This is a genomic window from Nocardioides lijunqiniae (assembly GCF_015024225.1).
In the GTDB taxonomy this organism is placed as follows: domain Bacteria; phylum Actinomycetota; class Actinomycetes; order Propionibacteriales; family Nocardioidaceae; genus Nocardioides; species Nocardioides lijunqiniae.
In genome coordinates, this window is the sequence record NZ_JACJGM010000022.1 from 1 (window position 1) to 15903 (window position 15903).

The window sequence follows — 15903 nt, forward strand, 5'->3', positions numbered from 1 at the left end:
GCCGTGGTGCAGCGCGCCGGGGCGGCCGTGCTCGGCACCGACGCCCCGGTGCGCGCGGAGCTGACCCGCCACGGTCCCGCCGCCTCGCGGCGCCGCTACACCCGTGCCGTCGGTACGGCGGTCGTGCTCGCCGCCGCGGTGGCCGCGGTGCCGCTCGCCCTCGGGGCGCCGTGGTGGTCGGTGCTGCCCGTCCTGGTGCTGCCGCTGCTCGCCCTCCCTCTGGCCGCCGACCGCGCCCGCGGTCTCGGCCACGCGCTCGCCGACGGCCACGTCGTCGCCCGGTCGGGCACGCTCGCCCGCCGCCGCGACCACCTCGAGGTCGACCACGTCATCGGGTGGAACCTGCGTGCCACGTGGTTCCAGCGCCGCCTGGGGCTGACCTCGCTGGTCGCGACCACCGCGGGCGGGCCCCAGTCGGTCACCGTGATCGACGTCCCCGAGCCGCTCGCCGTCGCCCTGGCCGCCGAGACGCTCCCCCACGTGGTGCGCCAGTTCCTCGCCTGAGCGCCGAGGATCCCTCGCGCGAGGGAGTCGCGCAGGGGCGGTGGGCTGCCAGACTGCCCGGGTGACGATCGACCTCGACCCGTGGCGCCGGCGGCTGGACCCGCTGCTGGACCCGTTCGTCGCCACGGTCGTGGGCGTCCTGTCGCTGCTGCCGCTGCTCCGCATGGACGACGGGTGCGGGTGCCCCCCGGCCGGGTGGTGGGCCTACGGGATCGTCGCGGCTCAGTGCGCCCCGCTCGCGGTGCGGCGGCTGTTCCCCTTCGTGGCCCCCCTGGCGACGGGCGTGGCCACCATGGTCTACGGAATCACCGACCTCCCGGACCCGCCCGTGCCCTACGCGGCGCTGGTCTCGCTCTACACCGTGGCCGCCTACGCGCCGCGCGCCTGGGCCAACGGAGCCGGTGCCTTCGCGGTCGCCGGGGTCGCCGCCGTCTTCGTGGTCGACTGGCCGCAGTGGGACGCGGAGGACCTGAGCGTCTCGGTGCTCCTGATGTCGACGGCGTGGCTGCTGGGCGAGGCGACGCGCAGCCGCCGCGACCGCGCGGCGCAGGCCGAGGCGCGCGCCGCCCAGCTGGAGCGGGCGCGGGCCGCCGAGTCCGAGGCGGCCGTGGCGGCCGAGCGCAACCGCATCTCGCGCGAGCTGCACGACGTCGTGGCGCACCACGTCTCGATGATGGTCGTGCAGGCGGAGGCCGGGCCGGTCGTCGTGCACACCGATCCCGACCGCGCGGCGGCGACCTTCGACGCGATCAGCTCCGCCGGCAAGCAGGCCCTCTCCGAGATGCGGCGGCTGCTGGGAGTCCTGCGGGAGGAGGGCGCGGCGCCGTTGGCGCCCCAGCCTGGCGTCAGCGCGCTGCAGGGGCTGGTCGACGGGGTCCGCGAGGCGGGCCTGGACGTGCGCCTCGCCGTCCGGCTGCCGAACGACCCGCTCCCGCCGGCGGTCGACCTGACGGCGTACCGGCTGGTCCAGGAGTCGCTCACCAACTGCCTGCGCCACGCGGGCGGCGGCCACGTGTCGGTCGAGGTGGGCTCGCGGGCCGGCGCCCTGCACGTGCGGGTGGTCGACGACGGCGTGGGCGGGACGGTCCGGCGGCGCGAGGGCGGGCACGGCCTCGCGGCGATGCGGGAGCGGGTGCAGCTCGTCGGCGGCACGCTGGAGGCCGGGCCACGCCCCGAGGGAGGCTGGGCCGTCACGGCGTCCCTGCCCGTGTCCGCGGCGGTCGCGCGATGAGCGTCCGGGTGCTGCTGGCCGACGACCAGGCCCTCGTGCGCGCCGGCTTCGCGATGATCCTCGACGCCCAGCCCGACCTGGAGGTCGTCGGCGAGGCCGCCGACGGGCGCGAGGCGGTGGCCCTGGCCGCGCGGCTGCGGCCCGACGTCGTGCTCATGGACATCCGGATGCCCCACCTGGACGGCATCGCGGCGACCGCGGCCGTGACCGCCGCCCAGCCCGACGTGCGGGTGCTGGTGCTCACCACCTTCGACCTCGACGACTACGTCTACGACGCGCTGCACGCCGGCGCGAGCGGCTTCCTGCTCAAGGACGTCGGCCGCGACGAGCTGGTCTCCGCCGTGCGCGTCGTCGCCGGCGGTGACGCCCTGCTCGCACCGTCGGTGACGCGCCGGCTGCTGGCCGACTTCGTACGTCGCCGGCCGGCCGGCCCCGACACCGCCGGGGTCGAGCGGCTCACCGCACGCGAGCGCGACACGCTGGGGCTGCTGGCCCAGGGGCTCTCGAACGCCCAGATCGCCGAGCGGCTCGTGGTCAGCGAGCACACGGTCAAGACGCACGTCGGGAACGTGCTCCACAAGCTCGCCCTGCGCGACCGGATCCACGCGGTCATCTACGCCTACGAGCACGGCCTGGTCGTGCCGGGCGCCTCCGGCTGACTCCCTCTCACGGGGGAGGACGGTCCGCTCCCACGGGCGATCCGCGACCGGTCCGTCCGGACCTAGCGTCGCCGCATGATCACCCGACTCGCCACCACCTGCCTGCGCCACCGCCGCCGCGTCCTCGCGGCCTGGGCCGTCGTCGTCGTGCTCGGCCTCGCCCTGTCCCCCGGCCTCTTCGACCGGCTCAGCTCCGAGGCCGGATCGGTCGACGGCACCGAGTCCGACCGGGCCTCGCAGCTGCTGCGCGCCGCCGATCCTCAGGGCCCGGAGGTCGTCGCCGTCCTGGACGACGTGCCGGCCACCTCGCCCGCGACCCGGGCGGCGGTCGAGCGGCTCGGATCCCGGGTCGCGGCGATCGAGGGCGTCGAGGAGGTGCTCACCCCGTGGACGGGTCTCCCCGCCGGCGCCGGGCCGCACGCCGAGGCCGTCGGCGTCGACGGCCGTGCCGTCGCGGTGTCGGTGCGCGTGGAGCCGACCGAGACCGGGTGGGAGGCGCTCGACGAGGTCGAGTCGGTGCTGCGCGCCGCCGACGCACCGACCGTCCTGGTCGGCGGCGAGACGCTGATGGACTCCGAGATGGACGAGCAGGCAGCCGCGGACCTGGCCCGGGCCGAGCTCATCTCGCTGCCGGTGCTGCTGGTCCTGCTGCTGGTGCTCTTCGGCGGCGTCGTGGCCGCAGGCCTTCCGCTGGTCGTCGCGGCGACCGGCATCGCCGGGACGCTCGGCACCCTGACGCTGCTCAGCCTCGTCACCGACGTCTCGGTCTACGCCGTCAACATCGTCACGATGCTGGGCCTCGGCCTGGCCGTCGACTACGCGCTGCTCGTCGTCTCACGGTTCCGGGAGGAGCGGGCGGCCGGCCTCGACCTGGAGACCGCCGTCGTGGCGACCATGGCGACCGCCGGCCGCACGGTGGCGTTCTCGGCCGCGACCGTCTCGGCCGCTCTCGCGTCGCTGCTGGTCTTCCCCGACGACTTCCTGCGCTCGATGGGCCTGGCCTGCCTCGCCGTGGTGGTCCTGGACGTCGTCGCGGCCCTCACCCTGCTGCCGGCCCTGCTGGGCGTCGCCGGGCACCGGGTCCGGCCGGCCCCGCCCTCGCGCCACGACCGCGGCGCGTTCGTGCGCCTCTCCCGCCTGGTGACCCGGCGTCCCCTCGCGATCGCCCTCGTCAGCGCGGCCCTGCTCGCCGTCGCCGCCGTGCCGTTCGCAGGCGCACGCTTCAGCGAGCCCGACGAGCGCTCCCTGCCGGCGTCGTCGGAGAGCCGGGCGGTGGCCGAGCTGGCGTCCGCCCAGTTCCCCGACTCGCTCGCCGAGCAGGTGACGGTGGTCGCTCAGGAGGAGTGGTCGGAGGCCGAGCTCGCGGGCTACGTGCGGCGCCTCCAGGAGCTGCCCGGGGTGGCGGACGTCCAGCCCGCGGACGCGCCGCACCTGACCGCCGTACGGCTGGTGCCGGAGGCTGGCGGCGACGAGGCCGCACGCGCGGCCGGCATCGTGGACGCCGTCCGGTCGATGGAGGCGCCCACCCCGGTGCTCGTCACGGGGGACGCCGCCGAGCTGGACGACTACCGAGAGGCGATCGTCTCGCGGCTGCCGTGGGCGCTGCTGGTGCTGGTGCTGGCGACGTTCGTGCTGCTGTACGCGTTCACCGGCTCGGTCGTCGTGCCGCTCAAGGCGCTCGTGATGAACACGCTCAGCCTGGGGGCGACGTTCGGAGCGCTGGTCTGGGTCTTCCAGGAGGGCCACCTCGGCGCCCTGGTGGGCACGGAGGCGCTCGGCAGCCTGTCGATCACCACCCCGGTGCTGGTCTTCGCGATCGCCTTCGGGCTGTCGATGGACTACGAGGTGTTCCTGCTCGGTCGCATCGCCGAGGAGTGGCGGGCCACCGGCGACAACGACCGGGCGGTCGTCGTCGGGCTGCAGGCCACCGGCCGCATCGTGACCGCCGCGGCGCTGCTCATGGTCGTGGTCTTCGGCGCCTTCGTCGCGGGTGGGTTCTCCCCGGTCAAGCAGGTGGGCTTCGGCCTGGCGCTGGCCGTCGCGGTCGACGCCACCGTGGTGAGGATGCTGCTCGTGCCAGCCGTCATGACGCTGATGGGCCGCGCGAACTGGTGGTCGCCGTCGTGGCTGGCCCGCCCCCGGGTCGCGGCGCCAGCACCTTGCCCGGGTTCAGCAGCCCCCGCGGGTCGAGCGCGGCCTTGAGGGCGTGCATCAGGTCGACCTCGACCTCCGACTTGTAGCCGGCGGCGGCGTCGCGCTTGAGCGCGCCCAGCCCGTGCTCGGCGCTGATGCTGCCGCCCAGCGCGGCCACGGCGTCGTAGACGGTGCGGGTCAGCGCGGGCGCGGCGGCGCGCAGCGCGAGCGGGTCGTCCACCGGGCCGCTGAGGTTGTAGTGCAGGTTGCCGTCGCCCACGTGGCCGTAGGTCACCAGCCGCACCCCGGGGAGCACCTGCTCGAGCTCCGGCCCGACCTGCGCCACGAAGCCGGCGAGTGTGGCGATCGGCAGGGTGACGTCGTGCTTCAGCGAGGGGCCCTCGGACTTCTGCACCTCCGAGACGCCCTCGCGCAGCGCCCACAGGGCGGCGCGCTGGGCCGGGCTCCCTGCCAGGACCGCGTCGGCGACCAGGTCCTGCTCGACGGCCGCGGCCAGCGCCTCCTCCAGCCGCTCCCCCACGCTGTCGGCCGACCCGGCGAGCTCGACCAGGCCGTACCACGGGTGCGGGCCCTCGAACGGGTCGCGCGCCCCCGGCAGGTGCGTGGTCACCAGCTCCAGGGCCTGACGGCTCAGCAGCTCCCAGGCGGTGAGCTCGCCGCCACCGTGCTCGCGCAGCACCGGCAGCAGCGCCACCGCCGCGTCGACCGACGGCAGCGCCAGCAGCGCGGTCGCGCGGCGCGGGGTGTCGGGCAGCATCCGCAGGACGGCCGCGGTCACGATGCCGAGCGTGCCCTCGGCGCCGATGAAGAGCTGCTTGAGGTCGTAGCCGGTGTTGTCCTTGCGCAGCGGCCGCAGCCCGTCCCAGACCCGGCCGTCGGGGAGCACGACCTCGAGCCCCAGGACGAGGTCGCGCATCATCCCGTAGCGCAGCACCGCCGTGCCGCCGGCGTTCGTCGACACCGTGCCGCCGACCGTGCACGAGCCCTCCGAGCCGAGCGACAGCGGGAACAGCCGCCCGGCGGCCGCCGCCTCCTGCTGCACCGTGGCCAGCACCACGCCGGCCTCGACGGTGATCGTGTCGGCCACCGGGTCCACCTCGCGCACCCGGCGCATCCGGTCCAGCACCAGCACGACCTGCTGCCCGGACGCGTCCGGCACCGAGCCGCCGGCCAGACCGGTGTTGCCGCCCTGCGGCACGACGGCCACGCCGGCGGCCGCGCACGCGGTGACGGCCGCGGCCACCTGGGCGGTGTCGGCGGGGCGGAGCACGGCGGCGGCGGTGCCGACGAAGACGCCGGTCCAGTCCGAGACGTACGGCGCGACGTCGGCGGGCTCGGTGAGCACGCCGCGCGGCCCGAGCAGCTCGCGCAGCCGGTCGAGGAGGTCGGGGGTGGGCGCGGAGGGGGCAGTGGTCATGGAGGGTCCTCGTGAAGGGGGTCAGCCGAGCAGGACGGCGACGAGCAGCGCCACCGGGAGGCTGCACACGGTCGTCACCAGGATGCTCTCGCGGGCGAGATCGGTGCCGACGTCGTAGCGCGTCGCGTGCAGGAAGATGTTCTGGGCCGTGGGCAGCGCGGCGGTCAGCACGACCCCGAGCAGGGCGGTGCCGTCGAGCCCCAGGCCGGTGCCCACGGCCCAGGCCACCACCGGCATGAAGCCGAGCTTGAGCACCGAGACGGCCACGACCTCGCGGGTGTGACCGGTGCGCCCGGGCAGCGGGCTGAGCCGCAGCGCCGCGCCGTAGGAGATGAGCATCAGGGGGATCGCCGCGCCCGCCACCAGCCGCACCGGCTGGTCGACCACCAGCGGCAGCTCCCACCCGGTGGCCGCCAGGACCACGCCCACCGACGCGGCGATGGTCAGCGGGTTGGTGACCAGCCGCCTTACGATCGCGAGCGCGCCGGAGCCGCGCCCGGCGCGCCGGTCCAGCACCGCGAGGGCCAGTGGCTGCACGACCAGCATCTGCACCAGCAGGGTCGGCACGACCACGGTGATGTCGCCCACGACGTACGCCGCGATGGCGATGCCGAGGTTGCCGGCGTTGACGTACGACGACGCGAGCGCGCCGACCACGGTCACGCCCACGCCCTGGCGCCACCGGCGGGCGAGCAGGACGTAGACCCCGAACGCCGCCGCCAGGGAGGCGGCCGAGGCGGTCAGGTTCGCCGCCGCTCCTGCGAACTCCACCTCGCTGATCGTGGTCACCATCAGCGCGGGGCTCGCCACGAAGAACGCGATCTCGCCGAGCGTGCGCTGGGAGCGCGCGTCCAGCACGCGGGTGTGGGCCAGCCACATCCCGCACAGGATGACCGCGAGGATCGTGGTGAAGCCGGTCAGCAGGCCCATGCCGGGCCCGTCACGCGGGTCGCAGCCGCACGTGCTCGCGCCCGATGCTCGCGACGTCCGGCGTGCCGAGCAGGCACATCGCCCGCTGCAGCTCGTCCACCAGCAGGTCGAGCGTCGCCGAGACGCCGGCCTGCCCGCCGACCATCAGCCCGTAGAGGTACGGGCGGCCGATGAGCACGCCGCGCGCGCCCAGGCCCAGCGCCGCGACGACGTCGCCGCCGGAGCGCACGCCCGAGTCGACGTAGACCTCCGCCCGGTCGCCCACGGCGTCCACGACCTCGGGCAGCAGCTCCAGCGGCACCGGCGCCCGGTCGAGCTGGCGGCCGCCGTGGTTGGACAGCACGACGGCGTCCGCGCCGGCGGCCACCACCTGACGCGCGTCGCCGACCGAGAGGACGCCCTTGACCACCACCGGGCCGCCCCACTGCTCCTTCAGCACGGTGATGTCGTGCGGTCGGATCGCCTGCTCCCGCAGCTCGTTGGACATCCCCCAGCGACCGTAGGTGGAGCCCTCGGGGAAGGTCGCGAAGCGCAGCGGCTCCGTGCTCAGGATGTGCGCCACCCAGCCTGGGTGGCGCGCCAGGCCGGCGAGCGTGCGCGCGGTCAGCTGCGGCGGGATCGCGAAGCCGTTGCGCTTGTCCATCCGCTTCATCCCGGTGACGGCGGTGTCCACCGTGAGCATCAACGCCTCGTAGCCCTGCTCGCGCGCCTCGTCGAGGTGCTCGCGGCTCACCGCCCGGTCCTTCATCAGGTAGAGCTGGAACCAGTTGCGGCCGCCCGGCGCGGCCTGCGCGGTGTCGGTGATCGACGTCGTCGCGTACGTCGAGAGCGTGTAGGGCAGTCCCGCCTCGGCCGCCGCCGCCGCGACCGCCCGCTCGCCGGCGTGGTGGCTGAGCCGGGTGTAGCCGGTGGGCGCCAGCACGATCGGGGCGGCGGCCGGGCGGCCGAGGATCGTCGTGGAGACGTCGGGCTGGGCGACCTGGCCGAAGACCGTGGGCCGCAGCTCCACTCGGTCGAAGGCCTGCCGGTTGCGGGTCATCGCCAGCTCGCCGTCGGAGCCGCCGTGCACGTAGTCCCAGACGGCGCCGGGCACCCGGCGCCTCGCGAGCCGCTCGAGGTCGTCGACACTCACCGAGCGGGAGAGGCGTCCCGCCGCACCCACCCGCACCGGCCGGGTCTTGAGGAAGGGCTCGACGTCGCGCCACCGCGGGACGCGGCGCCGGGTCGGGACGGAGGTCGTGCGCACCCTGGACTCCTCGCTACTCGTACGATAACTTCTCTACTCATCATACAAGTACGCCTCCGAGGAGACCACCCCATGCCCGCCGACCGCATCCGCTCCCTCAAGCTCTCCCACGTCGTCCTGCCGCTGCCCTCCCCCGTGAGCGACGCCAAGGTGCTCACCGGCCGCCAGAAGCCGCTCACCGAGACCGTCCTGCTCTTCGTCGAGGTCGAGACCGAGCAGGGTCACCAGGGCATGGGCTTCAGCTACTCCAAGCGCGCCGGTGGCCCGGCGCAGTACCGCCACCTCGCCGAGGTCGCCGAGGTCGCGATCGGCCAGGACCCCTCCGACATCGCCAAGGTCTACGAGTCGCTGATGTGGGCCGGCGCCTCGGTGGGGCGCAGCGGCGTCGCCACCCAGGCCGTGGCCGCGCTCGACGTCGCGCTGTGGGACCTCAAGGCCCGCCGCGCCGACCTGCCGCTCGCCAAGCTGCTGGGCGCCCACCGCGACTCCTGCCGCGTCTACAACACCTCGGGCGGCTTCCTCCAGGCCTCCGTCGAGGAGATCAAGGAGAAGTCGACCGCCTCGCTGGAGGCCGGCATCGGCGGGATCAAGATCAAGGTCGGCCAGCCGGACTGGAAGGAGGACCTGCGCCGCGTGGCCGCGATCCGCGAGCACCTCGGCGACACCCCGCTCATGGTCGACGCCAACCAGCAGTGGGACCGCGCCCGCGCCCGCCGCATGTGCCGCGAGCTCGAGCAGTTCGACCTGGTCTGGATCGAGGAGCCCCTCGACGCCTGGGACGCCGTCGGCCACGCCGACCTGTCGCGCACCTTCGACACCCCCATCGCCACCGGCGAGATGCTGACCTCCGTGCCCGAGCACATGGCGCTTATCGACGCGGGCTACCGCGGCATCGTGCAGCCGGACGCGCCGCGCATCGGCGGCATCACGCCGTTCCTGCGCTTCGCCACCCTTGCCTCCCACGCGGGGCTCGCGCTCGCGCCGCACTACGCGATGGAGATCCACCTCCACCTCGCCGCGGCCTACCCGACCGAGCCCTGGGTCGAGCACTTCGAGTGGCTCAACCCGCTCTTCGACGAGCGCATCGACATCCGCGACGGCCGGATGTTCGTGCCCGACCGCCCGGGTCTCGGCTTCACGCTGAGCGAGTCGATGCGCTCCCACACCGAGGACACGGTTACCTTCGGCGCGTGACCACCACGCTCGCCCAGCGGGTCGTCGCGGGTCTGAAGTCCCGGATCCTCGACGGCACGCTCGCGCCCGGGGAGAAGCTGCCCTCCGAGGCCGACCTCATCGACGAGTACGCCGTCTCGCGGACCGTGGTCCGCGAGGCGGTGACCCGGCTGCGCGCCGAGGGGCTCGTCGAGACCTTCCAGGGACGCGGCTCGTTCGTGCTGGCGGTGCCGGAGCCCACGACGTTCCGGGTGGAGGCCTCGGCCATCCGCACCCAGCACGACGTGCTGGCGATGCTCGACTTCCGCCTCGGCATCGAGAGCGAGGCCGCCTACCTCGCGGCCACCCACCGCACGGCCGAGGGCGCGGAGCAGGTCCGGGCGGCGCTGGAGGCCTTCTCCGTGGCGGCACCCGGCGAGGCGGTGGAGGCCGACTTCGCCTTCCACCGCGCGGTCGCGGCCGCCACGGGCAACCGCTTCTACCTCGACCTGCTCGACTCGCTCGGGCCGATGATGATCATGCTGCCGCGCACGCGCCTGCCCGACGAGTTCTCGCACACCGACGCCGCCCACGTGGAGCGGGTCCGGCGCGAGCACGACAACGTCGGCGCCGCGGTGCTGGCCGGCGACGCCGACACCGCGCGCGCGGCGATGCGTGTCCACCTCGGCAACACCCGCCGGCGGCTGCTGTCGGGCGGCAGCCGCTCAGCCTGAGGTCACCAGCGCGCGGTGTTGGGCGAGAACGACGGGTCGATCGAGCGCATGTAGACGGTGTCCTCCCGGCGGCGCACGCCGCACGTGAGGTACTGCTCGTGCAGCACGCCGAGCATGTCGCGGTCGAGCTCGACGCCCAGGCCGGGCCCGGTCGGCACCGCCACGGAGCCGCCCTCGAAGTCGAGCACGCCCGGCGTCACCAGGTCCTGGGTCTTCCACGGGTAGTGGGTGTCGCAGGCGTAGGTGAGGTTGGGCGTGGCGGCCGCCAGGTGCACCATCGCCGCCAGCGAGACGCCGAGGTGGGAGTTGCTGTGCATCGAGAGCCCCATGCCGAAGGTGTCGGTCATGCCCGCCAGCAGGGAGGAGGCGCGCAACCCTCCCCACAGGTGGTGGTCGGACAGCACGATCTGCACGGCGTCGGCCGCCACCGCGGGCGGGAGGTGCTCGAAGGCGATCACGCACATGTTGGTCGCGAGCGGCACGTCGGTGCGCGCCGCGACGTAAGCCATGCCGTCGATGCCGGGCGTCGGGTCCTCGAGGTACTCCACGACGCCGGCCAGCCGCTCGGCCACGCGCACGGACGTCTCGGGGGTCCAGGCGCCGTTGGGGTCCAGCCGCAGCGGCAGGTCGGGGAACGCCGCCCGCAGCGCCTCGACGGCCGCGCACTCCTCGTCGGGGGTGAAGACGCCGCCCTTGAGCTTGAGCGAGCCGAAGCCCCACCCGTCGACCATGCGCGTGGCCTGAGCCACGATGCCGTCGGGGTCGAGCGCCTCGCCCCACGCGTCGTCGGGCAGACCGGGGTGGCCTGCCCACTTGTAGAACAGGTAGCCGCTGAACGGCACCCGCTCGCGGACCGCGCCGCCGAGCAGGTCGCTGACGGGCCGGCCGACCTCGCGGCCCTGCAGGTCCAGGCAGGCGACCTCGAAGGGCGAGTAGACCGTGGCGAGCGCCGAGGACACGTCGAGCATCCCGCCGAAGGACGCGCCGGCCCCGCCGGTCTCGCGACCGAGGACGCCCTCGACCAGACGGCGCAGGCCGTGCAGGTCGTAGGGGTCGTGGCCCGGCAGCACCGCGGCGACGGCCTCCAGCCGGGCCAGGTGCGTCTCGTCGGCGTAGGTCTCCCCCAGTCCGAGCAGGCCCGAGTCGGTGTGCACCTCGACGATGGCGCGCAGCGCCCATGGCTGGTGCACGCCGACGACGTTGAGCAGCGGCGGGTCGCCGAAGGCGACCGGGGTCACGACGACCCGGCTGACGCGCGATGCGCTCATGCGGTGGGCTTGACGGCCAGCACCGGGACGCTGGCCTCGAGCAGGATCCGCTGAGCGTCGCTGCCGAGCACCAGCTTGCCCACGGGGCTGCGGCGACGCAGCCCGATCACGATCAGGCGCGCGCCGGTCGCCGCGACGACGGACTCGAAGGTCGCCACCACGTCGGAGCCGTGCTCGGCGTGGTCGACCCGGGCGGTGACGCCGGCGGCGGCCGCCCGGGCGACCAGCGCCGCGTCGGTGTCCTGGTCGACCAGGTCGGCGTCGACCGTCGAGCCACGGCGCGGGCTGTTGAGGATCACCACGTCGTCGCCGTGGACGGCGGCCTCGGCGAGGCCGGCTTCGAGGGCCGCCTCTCCCACAGGGTTGGGCACGTAGCCGATGAGGACGGTCATCGCAGCTCAGCTCTCTCGTCGTGGTCGTCGTGGTCGTGGTGGTCAGGCGTGGTGGTCTCGGTGACGCGGCGCCGCAGCAGCCTCTTGAGCAGCGGGAGCAGCAGCACGAGCAGGAGGAAGGCCAGGATCGTCCCGGAGATCGGCCGGGTGACGAACCCCGTGGCGTCGCCGTCGAAGAGCAGCATGGAGCGGCGGAAGCTCGACTCCATCAGCGACCCGAGGACGAACGCCAGCACCAGCGGTCCGGGCTCGAAGCCGGTCTTCTTCATCAGGTAGCCCAGGATGCCGAAGCCGATCATCAGGAAGATGTCGAAGACCGAGTTCCTGATCGTGTAGACGCCCAGGATCGTGATCAGGGCGGTGATCGGGGCCAGGATCGCCGGGCGCACCCGCAGGATCTTCACGAAGATGCCGACGAGCGGGATGCTCAGGACCAGCAGGATCAGGTTGCCGATGTACATCGAGTTGATGACGCCCCAGAACAGCTCGGGGTTCTCGTCGATGAGCTGCGGGCCGGGCGTGACGCCGACGACGAGCAGTGCGGCGAACAGCATCGCCATCGAGGCGTTGGCCGGGATGCCGATCGTGAGCAGCGGGATGAAGGACGAGGTGGCCGCCGCGTTGTTGGCCGACTCGGGGCCGGCGACGCCCTCGATGGCGCCGCGCCCGAAGCGCGAGGGGTCCTTGGCGACTCGCTTCTCGGCGGCGTAGGCAGCGAGGGAGGCCATGACGGCGCCGCCGCCCGGCAGCACGCCGAGGAAGAAGCCGATGACCGAGCCGCGGCCGATGGCCGGCGAGGCCTGCTTGAGGTCCTTGCGCGAGGGCCAGATGTTGGCGATCGCGGCGGGCACGTGAATCTTGCCGTGCCGCTCCTCGAGGTTGTAGAGGATCTCGCCGACGCCGAAGAGGCCCATGGCCACGACGACGAAGTCGATGCCGCCCTGCAGCTCGAGGCTGTCGAAGGTGAAGCGGTTGGCGCTGGTGAAGGTGTCGCTGCCGACGGTGGCCAGCAGGAGCCCCACGGCCGCCGCGACCAGGGCCTTGACCGTGTGGCCGTTGCCGACGGTGGCGACCAGCAGGACGCCGAGCAGCGCGAGCGCGGCGTACTCCGGAGGACCGAAGTCGAGGGCGTAGCTCGCGACGATCGGCCCGAGCAGCGTGAGCCCGATGATCGAGACGGTCGCGCCGAAGAAGGAGCCGATGGCGGCGACGCCGAGGGCGGTGCCGGCCTTGCCCTGCTTGGCCAGCGCGAAGCCGTCGAAGACGGTCACCACCGAGCTGGCCTCACCGGGGATGCGCAGCAGCACCGAGGTGATCGTGCCGCCGTACTGGGCGCCGTAGTAGATGCCGGCCAGCATGATGATCGCCGAGACCGGGTCGCCGGCGTTGTAGGCGATGGGCAGCAGGATCGCCATCGTCGCGGCGGGGCCGAGGCCCGGCAGCACGCCGATGAGCATGCCGATCAGGACGCCGATCAGGCAGTAGAGCAGGTTGGTCGGTTCGGTCACGACCGCGAAGCCGTCGAGGAAGGCGTTCCAGTCCATCGGGGTCTCCTCTCGGGATCAGAACAGGTGGGGCAGCGGGATCTTCAGGGCGTACAGGAAGAGCAGGTAGAACGCCGCGGTCGTGGCGATCGAGATGACGATCGTGCTGCGCCACGACTCACCGCCGAGGAAGCGCAGCCACACGATGCCGAGCAGCACGGCCGGGATCTCGAAGCCGATCGTGGGCAGCAGGATGCCGAGCCCGACGAAGGTCGCGCCGCCGGCCAGGACCAGGAAGCTGGCCTTGGTGAACTTCTCGGCGTCGTCGAGCGTGCGTCCGATGACCAGCAGGACCACGGCGAGCACCGCGATCACGATCGAGACCGCGAAGGGCCACAGCCCGGGCCCGGGCCGCTTCAGCGACCCGAGCCCGTAGCCGTGGGCGAGCACGGCCCCGCCGACGCCGAAGGCGAGGACCACGAGGGCGGCCACGACCTGGTAGGCCGGACCGCCGACGGGCGGGCGCTCGTCGGCCAAGTCCTGGGCGACCTCGGCCTGGAGCTCGGCCAGGATGTCGGGCTCGCCGTCCGTGCGGGTGTCGCGCTCGCTCATGGTCCCTCGTCCTCTGGGCTGTCTCGTGGCTGGTGGGGGCTGGACGTCAGCTGGCGTCGCCCAGGTCGATGCCGTACTCCTCGACCAGGTCGGCGTAGCGCTGCTTGTCCTCCTCCAGCATGGCGAGGACCTCGTCGCCGGAGATCTCCAGGGGCGTCAGGTTGTTCTGCTTGTTGAAGGCCTGGTACTCCTCCTTCTCGAACGTCGCCTGCATCGCCTCGGCGATCGCGTCCTGCACGTCCTGCGGGGTGCCCTTGGGCACCGTCATGAAGCGGTACTGCGAGACCTCGACGTCGAGTCCCTGCTCCTGCGCGGTCGGCACGTCGGGGAGGAACTCCACGCGCTCGGGACCGAACACCGACAGCGGCACGATCTTGCCGGCCTCGATGTTCTCGATGGCCTCGCCGACCTGCAGGCAGGCGGTGTCGACCTGGTCGCCGAGCAGGGCGGTCAGGGCGGGAGCGCCACCGTCGAAGGGGATCGCCTCCGCGTCGGTGTCGTTGACGTTGTAGGTCAGCGCGCAGGCGAGCTGGGCGCCGGTGCCGACACCGGTCGTGCCGTAGGTGATCTTGTCCTTGGCCTTGGCGAAGTCGTCGATGGACGTGAAGCCGCTGCCCTTGCTGGCGACCAGGACGTAGTCGTCGCGGGACACGCCCTGGACGACCTCGAAGTCGTCGATGCTGGTCACCTCGTCCTCCGCGACGGCGAGGGGGGTGATCGCGAACAGCGAGGCGTTCTGCACCGAGATCGTGGAGCCGTCGGCCTCCGCCTTCGCGACCTCGGCCGCGGCCAGGGCGCCGTTGGCGCCCTCGCGGTTGATCACCGGGAAGGAGCCGCCGAGCTCGTCGGAGAGGCCCTCGGAGATCTGACGGCTGATCAGGTCGGAGGAGCCGCCGGCGGACGCGCCGACCGGCATCTCGACCGCGCCCTGGGGGTACTCGCCGGAGTCGCTGCCGCCGCCGGCCGTGTTGGAGACGCCGCCGCAGGCGGTGAGCGCCAGGCTCGCGACGCCGGCGAGCGCCGCCAGGCAGGTGGTGGTGGAGTTGCGCATGATGTGGCTCCTTGGGGGGTCGTGCTCCGGTCGTACTCCTTGTGACGACTGACACTAAGGACGATCCACGATGCCCGTCCAAGCCCGTTTGGGCATGGAGTGATCTACTCTCGGTATCGTGATGACCCTCGACCAGGTCCGGGTGTTCGTGGCCGTCGCGGAGGAGCTGCACTTCGGTCGCGCCGCCGAACGGCTGCAGATGACCCAGCCTCCCCTGTCCCGCCAGATCCAGCGACTCGAGAAGGCGGTGGGCGCCCGGCTGCTCGAGCGCGACAACCGCCGCGTCGCCCTGACCGGGGCCGGGGCGGCGTTCCTCATCGAGGCCTACCGGATGCTCAACCTGGTGGAGAGCTCGGGCGACCTGGCCCGCCGCGTCGACGCCGGGGCCGCGGGCATCGTGCGGCTCGGCTTCACCGCCGTCTCCGCGATCGCCGTCCTCGGCCCGCTGCTGCGCCGCCTCACCGCCGAGCTGCCCGACGTCGAGGTGCGCCTCTCCGAGCGGGTGACTCTGGCGCAGGTCGACGGGATCCGCCGCGGCGAGCTCGACATCGGCCTGGCCCGTCCGCCGTTCGACACCACCCTGCTCTCCTCACGGGTCGTCGTGCGCGAGCCGCTGATGGCCGTGCTGCCCGAGGCGCACCCGTTGGCCGGCCTCGACCGTCCCCTGACGCCGCAGGACTTCGACGGGCAGGCCGTCATCGGCTACCACCCGGAGCAGTCGCGCTACTTCGCCGAGCTGGCCGTGCGCTTCCTGGCCAACGCCCACCCCCGCATCGAGCAGCGCGTGCACCAGGTCCTGACCGCGATCCTGCTCGCCGCCGCGGAGCGGGGCCTGGCCTTCGCACCGGCGTCGGCCGCCTCGCTCCACGTCGAGGGCGTGGTGTTCCGCGAGCTCGCGCACGGCGGCGGCGACACCCGGCTCGACGCCGACCCCGAGCGGCCGGTCGAGCTGCACGCCATCTGGTCGCGTCGGGGCGTCTCCCCCGTCGTGCGCCGAGTGCTGGACGCGATCGACTCGGCGGTGCCGTGAGCCCGTTCCGGTGGATGCTCTCCGGGCATCGCTGAATGC

At 73.6% G+C, this 15903-nt stretch carries 15 protein-coding genes; 7 read left to right on the forward strand and 8 right to left on the reverse strand.

Going from position 1 to position 15903, the window contains the following annotated elements; all coding sequences use genetic code 11:
- From IRQ30_RS14325 to IRQ30_RS14340, 4 genes are all read left to right on the forward strand, one after another.
- Positions 1 to 504, forward strand: a 504-nt coding sequence (locus IRQ30_RS14325) for a PH domain-containing protein (RefSeq protein ID WP_193613624.1), incomplete at its 5' end; no start/stop codon positions are given.
- A 61-nt stretch (positions 505 to 565) separates the two neighbouring features.
- On the forward strand, positions 566 to 1735 hold the full coding sequence (locus IRQ30_RS24230) for a histidine kinase (protein WP_193613626.1): 1170 nt from the start codon (positions 566 to 568) through the stop codon (positions 1733 to 1735).
- Complete coding sequence (locus tag IRQ30_RS14335; protein WP_193613627.1) at positions 1732 to 2394, forward strand: response regulator; 663 nt, start codon at positions 1732 to 1734, stop codon at positions 2392 to 2394. The genes IRQ30_RS24230 and IRQ30_RS14335 overlap by 4 nt, the downstream gene beginning before the upstream one ends.
- Positions 2395 to 2469: 75 nt before the next feature.
- The gene (locus IRQ30_RS14340; protein WP_193613629.1) at positions 2470 to 4596 is read left to right on the forward strand and encodes an MMPL family transporter; all 2127 of its coding nucleotides are present in this window, start codon (positions 2470 to 2472) and stop codon (positions 4594 to 4596) included.
- Here IRQ30_RS14340 and IRQ30_RS14345 read toward each other — a convergent pair.
- From IRQ30_RS14345 to IRQ30_RS14355, 3 genes are read right to left on the reverse strand one after another with little or no spacing between them, the layout of a single operon-like run.
- Positions 4478 to 5965 carry an FAD-binding oxidoreductase gene (locus tag IRQ30_RS14345; RefSeq protein WP_193613631.1) on the reverse strand — a complete coding sequence of 496 codons (1488 nt, stop codon included), beginning with the start codon at positions 5963 to 5965 and terminating at the stop codon, positions 4478 to 4480. The two genes, IRQ30_RS14340 and IRQ30_RS14345, sit on opposite strands and share 119 nt — an antisense overlap.
- Before the next feature lie 21 nt (positions 5966 to 5986).
- Positions 5987 to 6895 (reverse strand): AEC family transporter, encoded by a 909-nt coding sequence (locus IRQ30_RS14350; protein ID WP_193613633.1) that lies wholly within the window; start codon positions 6893 to 6895, stop codon positions 5987 to 5989.
- 10 nt (positions 6896 to 6905) lie between these two features.
- Positions 6906 to 8141: an alpha-hydroxy-acid oxidizing protein gene (locus IRQ30_RS14355; protein ID WP_193613634.1), complete on the reverse strand. Its 1236-nt coding sequence runs from the start codon at positions 8139 to 8141 to the stop codon at positions 6906 to 6908.
- A 72-nt stretch (positions 8142 to 8213) separates the two neighbouring features.
- Between IRQ30_RS14355 and IRQ30_RS14360 the strand changes: the two genes are divergently transcribed.
- The gene (locus tag IRQ30_RS14360) at positions 8214 to 9335 is read left to right on the forward strand and encodes an L-talarate/galactarate dehydratase (protein ID WP_193613636.1); all 1122 of its coding nucleotides are present in this window, start codon (positions 8214 to 8216) and stop codon (positions 9333 to 9335) included.
- Complete coding sequence (locus IRQ30_RS24235; protein ID WP_193613638.1) at positions 9332 to 10027, forward strand: FCD domain-containing protein; 696 nt, start codon at positions 9332 to 9334, stop codon at positions 10025 to 10027. Before IRQ30_RS14360 ends, IRQ30_RS24235 begins: the two co-directional genes overlap by 4 nt.
- Before the next feature lie 2 nt (positions 10028 to 10029).
- Here the strand turns inward: IRQ30_RS24235 and IRQ30_RS14370 are convergent, their stop codons facing one another.
- The 5 genes from IRQ30_RS14370 to IRQ30_RS14390 are packed head-to-tail and all read right to left on the reverse strand — an operon-like array spanning position 10030 to position 14834.
- Positions 10030 to 11295 (reverse strand): glucarate dehydratase family protein, encoded by a 1266-nt coding sequence (locus IRQ30_RS14370; RefSeq protein ID WP_193613640.1) that lies wholly within the window; start codon positions 11293 to 11295, stop codon positions 10030 to 10032.
- Positions 11292 to 11687 (reverse strand): universal stress protein, encoded by a 396-nt coding sequence (locus IRQ30_RS14375; protein WP_193613642.1) that lies wholly within the window; start codon positions 11685 to 11687, stop codon positions 11292 to 11294. Before IRQ30_RS14375 ends, IRQ30_RS14370 begins: the two co-directional genes overlap by 4 nt.
- Entirely contained in the window at positions 11684 to 13231 is a 1548-nt protein-coding gene (locus tag IRQ30_RS14380) for a tripartite tricarboxylate transporter permease (protein ID WP_193613644.1), read from the reverse strand. The genes IRQ30_RS14375 and IRQ30_RS14380 overlap by 4 nt, the downstream gene beginning before the upstream one ends.
- An 18-nt stretch (positions 13232 to 13249) precedes the next feature.
- On the reverse strand, positions 13250 to 13783 hold the full coding sequence (locus IRQ30_RS14385) for a tripartite tricarboxylate transporter TctB family protein (RefSeq protein WP_193608227.1): 534 nt from the start codon (positions 13781 to 13783) through the stop codon (positions 13250 to 13252).
- A 46-nt stretch (positions 13784 to 13829) separates the two neighbouring features.
- Positions 13830 to 14834 (reverse strand): Bug family tripartite tricarboxylate transporter substrate binding protein, encoded by a 1005-nt coding sequence (locus tag IRQ30_RS14390; protein WP_193613646.1) that lies wholly within the window; start codon positions 14832 to 14834, stop codon positions 13830 to 13832.
- A gap of 121 nt (positions 14835 to 14955) precedes the next feature.
- Here IRQ30_RS14390 and IRQ30_RS14395 point away from each other — a divergent pair, with 121 nt between their 5' ends.
- Positions 14956 to 15864: a LysR family transcriptional regulator gene (locus tag IRQ30_RS14395; RefSeq protein WP_227467613.1), complete on the forward strand. Its 909-nt coding sequence runs from the start codon at positions 14956 to 14958 to the stop codon at positions 15862 to 15864.
- Positions 15865 to 15903 lie beyond the last annotated feature (39 nt).